The 11936-nt window shown below is 39.7% G+C and carries 10 protein-coding genes; 6 read left to right on the forward strand and 4 right to left on the reverse strand.

Annotated elements, in window-relative coordinates:
- Positions 1–161: 161 nt before the first annotated feature.
- The 6 genes from AC1F2U_RS04205 (at position 162) to AC1F2U_RS04230 (ending at position 9021) form a co-directional block, all read left to right on the forward strand.
- Positions 162–2372: an argonaute PAZ domain-containing protein gene (locus tag AC1F2U_RS04205; RefSeq protein ID WP_480259976.1), complete on the forward strand. Its 2211-nt coding sequence runs from the start codon at positions 162–164 to the stop codon at positions 2370–2372.
- 215 nt (positions 2373–2587) lie between these two features.
- Complete coding sequence (locus AC1F2U_RS04210; protein ID WP_480259977.1) at positions 2588–3949, forward strand: DUF3370 domain-containing protein; 1362 nt, start codon at positions 2588–2590, stop codon at positions 3947–3949.
- A gap of 104 nt (positions 3950–4053) precedes the next feature.
- Positions 4054–5406 carry a pentapeptide repeat-containing protein gene (locus AC1F2U_RS04215; protein ID WP_480259978.1) on the forward strand — a complete coding sequence of 451 codons (1353 nt, stop codon included), beginning with the start codon at positions 4054–4056 and terminating at the stop codon, positions 5404–5406.
- A 404-nt stretch (positions 5407–5810) separates the two neighbouring features.
- Positions 5811–6530: a hypothetical protein gene (locus tag AC1F2U_RS04220; RefSeq protein WP_480259979.1), complete on the forward strand. Its 720-nt coding sequence runs from the start codon at positions 5811–5813 to the stop codon at positions 6528–6530.
- Positions 6531–6754: 224 nt separating this feature from the next.
- A complete protein-coding gene (locus AC1F2U_RS04225) occupies positions 6755–7522 on the forward strand; it encodes a DUF1350 family protein (RefSeq protein ID WP_480259980.1) in 768 nt (255 codons plus the stop codon).
- Between the two features lie 362 nt (positions 7523–7884).
- Entirely contained in the window at positions 7885–9021 is a 1137-nt protein-coding gene (locus AC1F2U_RS04230; protein WP_480259981.1) for a PP2C family protein-serine/threonine phosphatase, read from the forward strand.
- Here the strand turns inward: AC1F2U_RS04230 and AC1F2U_RS04235 are convergent, their stop codons facing one another.
- From AC1F2U_RS04235 to AC1F2U_RS04250, 4 genes are all read right to left on the reverse strand, one after another.
- The gene (locus AC1F2U_RS04235) at positions 9022–9348 is read right to left on the reverse strand and encodes an STAS domain-containing protein (protein ID WP_480259982.1); all 327 of its coding nucleotides are present in this window, start codon (positions 9346–9348) and stop codon (positions 9022–9024) included.
- A gap of 865 nt (positions 9349–10213) precedes the next feature.
- Positions 10214–10879 carry a nucleotide exchange factor GrpE gene (gene grpE, locus AC1F2U_RS04240; protein WP_480259983.1) on the reverse strand — a complete coding sequence of 222 codons (666 nt, stop codon included), beginning with the start codon at positions 10877–10879 and terminating at the stop codon, positions 10214–10216.
- Positions 10880–10980: 101 nt separating this feature from the next.
- Positions 10981–11472, reverse strand: coding sequence for a Dps family protein (locus AC1F2U_RS04245; RefSeq protein ID WP_289799395.1), 492 nt, complete (start codon positions 11470–11472; stop codon positions 10981–10983).
- Between the two features lie 149 nt (positions 11473–11621).
- On the reverse strand, positions 11622–11885 hold the full coding sequence (locus AC1F2U_RS04250; protein WP_194043156.1) for a ParB N-terminal domain-containing protein: 264 nt from the start codon (positions 11883–11885) through the stop codon (positions 11622–11624).
- Positions 11886–11936: the final 51 nt, after the last annotated feature.

Raw genomic sequence — 11936 nt, forward strand, 5'->3', positions numbered from 1 at the left:
AGATGCCCACCCCACAATATATATTGTTATCATTTGATAAGCTTTTTGATATATCTTGTTACTTTAAATAACAGTATTTTATACAGAATGCATATCCAGTAACGGTTACAGCCTTAGCCTAACTATCTGTACGATTGCTCATTTACCTCCTCAATCTCCTTATGATAATTCCACTTAATTTTAAAGAAGTTTCTATCGTATTGAATCGTTTTTTCGTTAAGCAACTTACCAAGCCCGATCTTACAGTTCATGAATATAATTGCAGCTTCAATCAAAACCCCGAACATGGAGAAGAACAGAAAGCGATTGCTAGAGTTTGCTACAGACTTGGAACTCCTGCGATTCGATTGGGTAATAAAATTATTACCAAAACCCCCATCCATTCAGATTACTTGCAGGGAGATGGTTGGAAAGTAGAGTTGATTGCCGAAAGAATTTTGGATTGTACCAATCCTGCTGAACGGAAGGGAATTGAGCAGTTAGAAAGAAAAATACTAGAGAATGGCCTAAAAAAGTGGAACAAAACTTCGATTGAAAAGGCTCCTGAAGGTGGGTTAATTTGGTGGGTTACGGGAGAAGCAGGAACAGAAAAATGTGGTCAAGGCTGGGAAATACACAAGGGAAGAAGAATAGATGTGAGTATTGGCATCGATTCTACACTTTACTTAGAAGTAGACATACATCATCACTTTTATACTCCTTGGACACTCCATCAATGGCAAGATGAATACCCTGACGCACCGATTAATTATGTACGCAACACCTACAAGGACAAAAATCAACAATACATCAATTGGCAATATGAAGATGTTTCCGACCAACAACCAGATAAATTTATTCTAGAAGGTTTAGGAATAACGCTTGCGGATTATCATCGGCAAATAGGAGCTACTGAAGAAGAAACTCAAAACTCTCGCGTTGTCTATGTAAAACGAGCTAATGATTGGAAGACACAATTAACTGCTCACTTATCTCGTCGGCTTTCGCCTTGTTTGACAATGGAGATGTTAGCTAGGGTTGCGGAAATATCTGACCTTGAAGAGAAGCAAAATGTACAAGGAGTATTTGATTATATTAGAAAGTCTTTAGATGTTCGCCTCAAAGAATCAGAGAAAACCGCAAACCGAATTATTAATCAAGTTTATTCAATTTCTACAATTTCTCAAGCGTCGGTTGTAACTGGATACATCCTACCTCAAGGAAAACTCTTTGGTAAAAATGGAGAAGTGGATAAAGCTGGTCAGGTTCGCTATAAAGGTTGTGTAAAAGTTGGAGAAAGTAAGTTTGGCTGTCTTAATCTCTATAATGATCGGCCAAAATATCCCGACGAGGTTGAAAAGTGTCTAAAAGAAGTAGCTAAAAATAGTGATGCCGCAATTGAATATGAATCTTATAAAACATTAGAACAACTGCCGCAAGACGATCTAGATCGACAAATGTTTTGGCTAGAATGGGCACAAACTGGTATACAAACAATTTTGGTTGTTGCTCCTTGGTTGCCTAATGCTCGTAAGAAGCAAATAAGAGTTGAGGCATTACAACATGGCATTGCTACCCAATTCATGTTGCCTTTGCCGAAGGCTAATGCATATAAGGCTATAAATGTAGTTTTGGGATTGCTATGCAAAGCAGGATGGCAAACTGTACGCTTAGAGCCACTGGAGCATCCTCAAGCCGCAGACTTGATTATTGGTTTTGATACGGGAACGAACCGTGAGCTTTATTATGGCACATCAGCTTTCGCAGTACTGGCTGATGGGCAAAGCTTAGGATGGGAACTACCTGATGTGCAGAGAGGAGAGCGTTTTTCAGGACAAGCAGTTTGGCAAACAGTCTCTAAACTCATTCTTAAGTTTCATAGGATGTACAATCGCTATCCCAAACGCTTGCTGTTGATGAGAGATGGATTAGTTCAAGAAGGAGAATTTCAACAATCCATAAAAGCACTACAGCAGAAAGGTATTCCTGTTGACCTTGTGGGTGTTCGCAAAAGTGGTGCAGGAAGAATGGGGTGTGAAGTTTCGGGAGCATCAGAAAAAGTATATCGTGATGCCCAAATTGGTAGTGTTGTGTTTATGCCTCAAGAGCGTTCTTTTATTTTAGTAACAAGCAAACCAATCCAGACAAAGACAAAACAAATTATTGGCAGTGCCAGACCTATACGGGTTGTTCATGAGTATGGTGATACCCCTCTGGAGTTATTAGCCTTGCAGACATATCATTTAACTCAATTACATCCTGCTAGTGCCTTTAGTTCTTCCAGGTTGCCTTGGGTTCTGCATTTGGCAGATAAAAGTAGTAAAGAATTTCAGCGTATTGGTCAGATTGGTATTCTCCAAAGCCTTAATCGAGAGAAACTAATTGCTGTTTAAATGATCCTACAATTATCCTTAACTGAACCGTATTTATTGGGTATTGCCCCTAAAACGAATACTCATTTACCTCGACGAAGGAGTAAGCATAATAAAGTGATTGCTCCAGACTGTTAAAGTCAGAGTTTTGGCAAACCTCTTCTAACTTGTCATGCTTGGGTGGAGGTTAGGTATGCTGTATTCTGAACTTCAGCGATAAATTGCTTTTTGAATAAATGCTTAATTTTATTTCCTATTTGTTTTTAGCTCAAGCATCGCCTTCTCCTGCACCGCAAGAAATCTTCGTTCCCCAACAAACAAGACCTTTAACAGGACATCTTGACGAAGTACCAGTATTTAACAGTAATAATCCAGAAGTAGTTAAGAGTGAAGGAATTCTGCTATCTACATTTCCTCCTCAAGGCAAAAAAGTGCCCAGCGCCCACCTAAACTTTCCATTTCAGGGAAGGTTTGATTTATTTTCTCACCATATTGCTAGAGCGATTGAGACGCCAAATGATTTGCGGACTCTTTATTTGGGAGTGATTGTTTACAATCCCAGCGATCGCTCTGCAACTGTCAACATCTTGCAAGCAGCTAGTTATGTGAGTCAACCTGATGCACCTTTTGTCAAGCTGCCTCCTATGCTGTCAAATAATTCGGGAAACATTTATGCTGGGCCGGGCGATCGCGTCATGAATGATCTGCTACGAGTCAGACGACAAGGATGGCCAGCCCAGTTGGTAATTCCACCAAAACAAAGCCGGATGTTAATGAATCATCCAATTCCAGTGCGGACTTTAACGCCGCCATTAAATGGACGTTCTACTTTGTTACGTTTGTATAGCGATCGTCCTGTTTATATGGCGAACCTGGCCATGTTTGCCAAACCCAATCCCGATGGTAGTGAAAGAGCGCCTACTTTAGAAGAATGGGAGAATTTATTAGAAAATAGTGATTTTGCAGGGCCCCGCGAATCGGCTCCCAGTCCTCCAGATAAACTTGCAGGGGCAACAGAAATTTACGGACGGGTAGCAGGGGTAGCTGTTGGCTCTCGTTGGCAAGCACAAGTTACCGACTCTAATAGTTCATACCTGACAATTCCCGAATCAGGACAAGCTTTTTCTTACGGTTTAAGTACTCTTTTGGCTGGCAAAATGGGTACTGGACAAAACCAAACTGCTAAACTCGTAGCGCGTTATCCTGGTACTGCTTACGAAGCTCACGGCAACTACGGCATTGAATACAACATCTCTCTACCATTATTCAACAATACGGATAAGCCGCAAACTATAAATGTACTTTTCCAAACGCCTATCAAAGAAGATGAGTTAAGTAAACCAGGGCTTCGCTTTTTTTCACCACCCGCACCATCTGTCTTTTTCCGAGGCACAGTTCGTATTCGGTACAATGACGATAATGGCTTACCCAGAACTCAATATTGGCATTTAGTTCAACAACGGGGACAGATGGGAGAACCGCTTGCTCAATTAAAAATATCTCCTGGACAGCGCCGACTGGTAGAAGTGGATTTTCTCTACCCACCTGATGCTACGCCCCCTCAAATGTTGACAATTCAAACTGTAGACCAAAATTAACAATTTAAAATTCCAGAAGTATTGTAGGAATACAAGTCTTGAGTTGAGTGCAATTTCTGATAAAACAGATGTTGTTCTGAATCTACTGGGGCAAAATAGAAAACATGACGATTGAATCCAATTCCTCTAATCTACCAACCCCAGAACCAGGCCCCGAAAACGATTCGCAACCAGATGACTTTGACGGGAGTGCAGCCCAGAAGAACCTAAACTCAGAGGCACTAGCGACGCAACAAGCTCTAGCGGCGATCGCATCTTTAAAATCTCCACAAAATACAACTGCTTTACAACAAGCCCGTTCTGACTTCAAACAACCCATTAGCAAGCAATTCACAGTTAAGCCGAGGGCATTGCTGATTATTTTAATAGCGATCGCCATCACCTTCATTGGAATTATCCTCAATAACTGGATCGTCGGCATTATCGGCACGCTGATGGCTTTGCTGTTATCCCTTGCGATATTATTGCCTTGGTTGCAAGAAGTTTTAGACGAATGGTTTTCACCCCAAGAACGTACCCTGTTTGTGGCCTTTTTGGGACTAATAGTAGCCATCATCGGCACGATTAGGTTCACAGGTATAGGCGATCGCTTGCTGCTTTTAGGACGCCAGATTAACTGGGAAACTGCTGGTAGCCTTGCAGAATGGTTTGGCGCTTTGGGGCAAATTCTCATCGCCATCATTGCCGTTTACGTAGCATGGCGACAATATGTTATTTCCAAAGACTTGACAATTCAGCAAAATATGCTGACAGTTCAGCAAAATATCATTACCCAGCAACAGACAATTGATTCCTACTTCCAAGGCGTTTCAGACTTGGTATTAGATGAAGAAGGATTATTAGAAGATTGGCCCCAAGAAAGAGCGATCGCTGAAGGACGCACTGCGGCAATTTTAAGTAGTGTCGATGGTAGTGGGAAAGCGAAAATTCTCCGTTTTTTGTCACGTTCCAAGTTACTGTCACCCCTAAAACGCGATCGCTTATTAGGTCGAGCCATTCTTGATGGAACTGGCGGATATGCAGAAGACCGCCTCGAAGGTGTGCGCGTCATCGATTTAGGCGTAATGCTAGCCGCAGCCGACCTTTCTGGTACTGATTTACGTTGGACTGACCTCAGCGAAGCTAATCTTGTCCGCGCCAATCTGAGCGGTTGTGATTTAGTAAAAGCCAACCTCTCCCGCACAATTTTATATGGTGCGAATCTCAATGATGCTGACATCAACGGGATTCGCCTATTCTATGGTGTAGTAGATAAAGCCTCACCCCGCAGTCGCACTGAACCACCAGATTATGAAACAGGCGAACAAACCGGCGCTGTGGTAGAAAATGCCGATTTCAGCAATGTGCAACGAATGTCTGAATCTACACGTAACTACTGTTGCACTTGGGGTGGCGAAAAAACTAGAGGTACTATTCCTGGTGGTTGTGAAGGTATTCCGAATAAGTTGGGAAGATAGTTACAGCAGAATTTAGAATTCAGCAGTAAAACACCCTTTAGGGACTTCCAGACAATCAAATATACAAGCAATAATAATGATAATTATTATGAGAGAGGTTGCCGTTAGCAGCCTCTCCTTTACCCCTTTTTATAGCAAATTCGATGATTCAATTTTGGGTGCTTTATGAAATACACAAGCTAAGTCTGTTACCCAGGTATAAAGTGTGTTTTACTCCTAGATTCTGAATTCAGAATTTAGGAGTAAATAGTTATTCTGGCAAAAGAGTATCATATTGTACAAAAATTCTTGACATTGCCTACAAGTATTAATGTGCTTGAAAAAGTTTAGACAAAATGCCAGCATTATAGAAATTTGATTGCTATATTAGATTAAATAACTATTCTGGCAAGGGTTTAAAAGCTGTGCGGGATGATTTACAAGGATTGGAAATTAGTCAAAACGATCTGCAAAAGCTGACTAATTTACCTGTCAATGAGAAACTTTTAATCATTACAAATCCTCTCAAGAGATTAGTAAATTTATATATACAAAAACTTCAAAGCTCTGAAGGAGCGACTGTAGTTTTTATTGGATTTTCTACATTTCTTTTTGTCTATATTTTATTCGATCTAATTATTAAAATATTTGTTACGTGGATAACAATTCCATCATGGATATTATTAATTTTTTTAGGGATTTGGGTTGGTGGTCTGACGCAAAGCATCTTATATTTTATCTGGAAAACTAAAAGTAAGCTTGTTAAAGCTAATATGACAAAATCTCTGCAAATCTTGTTAAACGAGGTTAGTAGATATAATACTGTTATTAGAGTTATAGATATCAATGACCAAATAGAAGAAGCTGGTAATCCAGAAGCGATTATAAAGGAAAGAGAGGATGTAATCGAAGCACTTAAACTCACCAAAGCTGATTTAGTTCGCGCTTTAAAGACAGAAAGGATTTTGAGAGAAAATAAGAATTTTATCCTCAGTAATACAGAACTATTTGTCAACAATTTAGCAACTTTAACAGCTATGCAAGTAACAGAGGAGGCTACTGAACATGGAAGGTTACTTAATGAAGCATTACAAATTGCATTAGATGTGCAATACGAAATGAAAAGATTACAGACTCAACGTTAAGATAATTCGTAATTCGTAATTCGTAATTCGTAATTAAGTTTTGTAATGGGGTAGGAAGAGTTGGAGAAAGCGTAGGTGCTTCTGATAAATCCATAGACGCTGCTGGGTGGGTTGGTTTCCAAGCTACTCGCGAGAGATTATCAATGGCTTTTTCCATAATCTTTCCCACGGTTGCAATCCCCGGTCTAACATAAAGAATAATTGTAAAGCGATCGCTTATCCGTATGGACTGGAAAGAAATTAGAGGGAACTGGGTAATCATTCCCCGAAATCCCATAGGTATCGTTCATTTTTTAGGAGGTGCATTTGTCGCCACTGCACCGCACATCACTTATCGCTGGTTACTCGAACAACTAGCGAGTAAAGGCTACGTTGTAATTGCTACACCTTTCGTCAATACATTGGATCATACTGCGATCGCAAAATCCGTGCTGTTAAACTTTGACCGCACCCTCGAACGATTGCACGATTCTGGGGCATTACGCAAGCTTTACTTCCCTATCTACGGCGTTGGACACAGTATGGGCTGTAAACTCCACTTGCTGATTGGTAGCCTGTTTAAAGTAGAACGTGCAGGGAATATTTTAATATCCTTCAACAACTACGCCGCTAAAGAAGCTATCCCTCTAGTAGAGCAGTTCAATTCTACTTTTGCAATCGAATTTACCCCCTCGCCGTTGGAAACTAACAAACTTGTCCAAGAAGATTACAATATCCGGCGCAATTTATTAATAAAATTTAGTAATGACACCATCGATCAATCGGCAGCTTTAACCAAAATCTTACAAGAACGTTTTGATGAGATGGTGACAGCACAAACGTTACCAGGAAATCATACAACACCTTTGGGTCAAGATATTAAATGGCAAACAGGAACATCTTTTACCCCCTTTGATGCTTTAGGGCAATGGTTCAAGCAAGAAGCATACCGCGACTTAAACCAGTTAAAAAACAGCATCCTTTTATGGCTAAATCCTTTGGGAACGCCATAATATTTTATGACTGTTAAATAGTCGTAAATTCGATGAGCAAATAGAAATGAGTTATAGTGCTTTTAATTTGAGTTTAATAAAGACCAAATCCTCAAATCCTTAAGCCTGTTGTTACAACAAAGGGTACTCTCTCTTTCTTTTTAAGAGAGAGGAATCAAAGTATATTGCATCCATAGACATGTAGCGACTACTTTAATAGTTCTCCGTTCGCGCTAGCCTTTCCCCTTGGGAGAAGCAGTATCCGCAAGGTACGATAAGCGCTATAGCATCTCTATATTGATACTACTAGCTTATTAGCTTACATCATATTTTATTTTCTATTTTGACAAAAAATTATTAATGAGTGTTTTCAGCAAATTTATATGTTTCAAATACTAATAATTGATGACGACTATTCAATAAAAATACTCCTGAAAAGGATGTTGGAAAAACAGGGTTATGAAGTAGTGACTGCCAGTAGCGGTGAGGAAGGAATAGAAAAGGCACTAGCTTATCGTCCAGCACTAATTATTTGTGATTGGATCATGCCGGGGTTGAATGGTCTGGAAGTTTGCCACCACATTAAGACAGACCCCAAATTTTTCACTACATTTTTTATTTTATTAACATCCTTAGATTCCGTTGCCGATTGCGTCAAAGGCCTAGACGCTGGTGCTGATGATTTTATCTCTAAACCTATTGAGCATAATGAATTACAAGCACGGGTAAGAGCAGGATTACGCCTGCATCAGTTGAGTAGAGATTTGCAGGCTCAAAAGTTGCTTCTAGAATCAGAAATGTCAGAAGCAGCAGAATATGTGCGATCGCTGCTACCTCTTTCTATGACTGAACCCTTCAATATAAATTTTCGATTCATTCCCTCACGACAACTCGGCGGTGACTGTTTCGATTACTATTGGCTCGATAATGACTGTCTGGCAATTTACTTACTCGATACTGCCGGACATGGACTCAAAGCTACTCTTCCTTCTGTTTCAGTGCTGAATTTGCTGCGTTCCCGTGCGCTCAAAGGTCTCAATTACTATCAACCTAGTGATGTATTGAAGGCTTTAAATGACACTTTTCAAATGAATTATCAAAATGATAAATACTTTACAATTTGGTACGGAGTTTACAACCGAATCAACCGCCAGTTAATTTATGCTAGTGCAGGTCATCCACCAGCAGTTTTAGTAACCGGCACATCTCCAAGAAAGTCTGAAGTTCAACTCCTAAAAACCTCTGGTATGCCAGTTGGCATGTTTCCAGAGGCAAAATATGTTGATGGGTTTTGCAATATTGAAAAATTCAGTACCCTTTATATTTTTAGTGATGGCGCTTATGAAATAACTAAATCAGACGGCACACTTTGGAGTTTGGATGCTTTTATTCAGCTACTAGTTAGCTTACAAGATCCTGTTGATAGCCAACTCGATCGCGTACTCAGTTATTTAATAGCTTTAAACTCCAAAGATGCTTTTGATGATGATTTATCTATTTTGCAAATGAAGTTTGATTAATTACGTATTAGAGACTAAAACCTGATTAAATGCATCTTGGCTGGGAAAGATTTCAAATACTTTATCCATATTAGTCAGTTCAAATAATATTCTAACTTGCTCATTAATTGAGCAAAGAACAAGCTTAGTATCGGCAGCTCGCAAGGTTTTAAAAGCTAATACTAAAGCTCCCAAACCCGAACTATCCATAAACGTTACATCTTTAAAATCAACTAACACAATTTTCGCACCACTTTCTATAATATCTGTGATATTTTGTCGAAAGTCTTGTGAAGTTGTGGCATTCAAATTACCACTGAGCTTAATAACTTTTACTTGTTCTCTCATAATTATGTCACTCTGACTTATGTAAATAATACTCTGATTTCGCTATTATAGAACATTTAAAAATGCTTGTAAAATAAAATTTAAGATTAGATATTGAGTAATCATTGATAATTAATCGGGATAGAGAAAGATTAATTATAAAAATTTGAACCTATTTTTTTGTAGCTAAAAAAAATTATGAGCTTAATTAAGTATATTTTTTTTACTATAAATAGACCAACTATAAATCAACTAGCTAAGTAATTTGGCACGATCGAAAACTGGTATATTTAGTTTTGTAAAGATGTTAGAATGACCAATTTATAAGCCGTTCGTTGATTTGATGTTCTATCATGTATGTTGGTTTTCTAACGCCGACTTACTTGCATCTTATCGATTTAGATATATATTTACTTACTTACATACAAGCTCAAATTACTGCTTTTCAGATTATTTACCAAAAATTTTTGCAAAACTGAGATTCTCCAATAAATCTCACGATCGTAGTTGTCATTAAGCAATTCAAAATTCAAACAGTCTGAACTACACTTACGTATAGCTAAACCTGGTCTAGCAGCAGCTTTTCCTCCGTGAGTACTTATAATAGTAACTAGGATCTACATTTATTTATGTCCAATTACTTACATAATTGAAAGAATTTACCTCTGGACTACCGCTCTAGAGCCAAAAATTTAGATTTAAACAGCGCCAAGCAAGCTAGAACCGACACCAAGGCTTTAAAAGAAGTTTTCTGAACGCGATCGCCTTTGCTATTTTAGTATTCCCAATATCTGTCATTTATCGACAAATAATACAAAAAGTAAAGAGTTATGAATTTGTTACTCCTGTACAGACGCGATTAATCGCGTCTGTACTGCTCACGCTCTCAAACAGGACTCACTTTAGCTCTGTAAAGCAGTTTCTCACCTTGAAGGTAGCCAGTGTAGCGTACTTTGACTGTTTCTCCAGGTTGTGCAGTTCCCTCCAGCAATTGGTGCAGTTGGGGATCGTAAGGTAATTCTGCTCCCACAGGGGCGATCGCTTCCACTCCCCACGCCTGTAACAGCTTTTCCACGGGTTTCTGCACTAAGGGTACTATTTTGACTGCTGCTAGTTGGGGATTCTCCTGTGCTTTCTGTGCTGCTGTTGGCCATTGCAATAATAAAGACTCCAGCAGTTGCAAACTCGACTGCTGGAGTTCTTGTAGCAATAATTCTCGCTGTTGCTTTAATTGAAGCTGCGAGCGATCGTATTCTTTTCTTAAATCTGTAATTTCTTGTAACAACTCCTGAGTAGGCGCTGTTTTCTCTTGTAATAACTCTACGGTTGAAAAAGTTGCGATTAATTCATTCAATGGCATCTGTAGCACTGGCGAAAGCTTAAGCAGCACATCTACCCGCATCTGCTCTAACTTTCCTTGGCGTAAGCGTAAAAGTTGACGCTCTGAGACACCAGCAGCGCGACTCAGCCCTTTAAAACTAGAAAGACCTACCTGTTGCATTAAATCTTGCAACTTTTGGGTATGGGGCATTGGGCATTGGGCATTGGGCATTGGGCGTTGGGTATTGGGTATTGGGCATTGGGCATTGGGTATTGGCGATTAAGTTTTTCTCTATCCCCTATCCGCCATTCCTTATGCCCCATGCCTCAGTACTATTCTTCCAGTAAACTTCTCAACATCCAAGCTGTCTTTTCGTGTACTTGCATCCGCTGAGTCAATAAATCGGCGGTAGGTTCGTCGTTAACTTCCTCTATCACTGGGAAAATAGACCGTGCAGTTCTGACTACGGCTTCTTGTCCTTCCACAAGTTCGCGAATCATCTCCACAGCTTTAGGAACTCCGGGAGTTTCTGGAATCGAACTCAGTTTGGCATATTCGCTGTAGGTTCCTGGTGCGGGATAGCCAAGCGCTCTAATTCTTTCGGCTATTAAATCAACTGCTAAGGCTAATTCTGTATACTGGGTCTCAAACATCAAATGCAATGTTTGAAACATCGGCCCCGTTACATTCCAATGGAAGTTATGAGTTTTCAGATACAGTGTATAAGTGTCAGCTAACAGGTGAGATAGACCATCGGCAATTTTAGCCCTACTCGCCTCGTCAATGCCGATATTTACATTTTTGACTGTTACTTTCGATGACATAATTTTCTCCTAATTAGGTTATATGTAATGGGTGATTGGAAATTGGGCATTGGGAATTGGGCTTTGGGGATTGGTTATTAATTATTCTCCCTCATCTTCCTCATCTTCCCATTCCCCATTCCCCATTCCCCATTCCCAATTTCCATTCTCTATGCCAAGTGCATCTTCAAAACGCTACGGGGTGCTTTACGAACTCTGGCTAAAACGGTTTCTTTGCCTAAACGCTGGCAAGCTTCATACCGATGGCAACCAGAAAAGCCATAATATTGTCCATCTACTTCTAGGACATCAATAGGTTCTTGCTGCCCAATCTCCGCAATCGATTCCATTAAGGCTTGTACTTTATTTGGATCGTTTGTACGGGGCAATGGCCGTTTTATCTGATTTAATGGAATTTCTTGGACTCTAACCATAAAGAGTTTATCCAACTAGTTCTGTTTTTTGTCTCTAAATAAATCATAGTC

It is taken from the genome of Nostoc sp. LEGE 12454, from assembly GCF_056620565.1.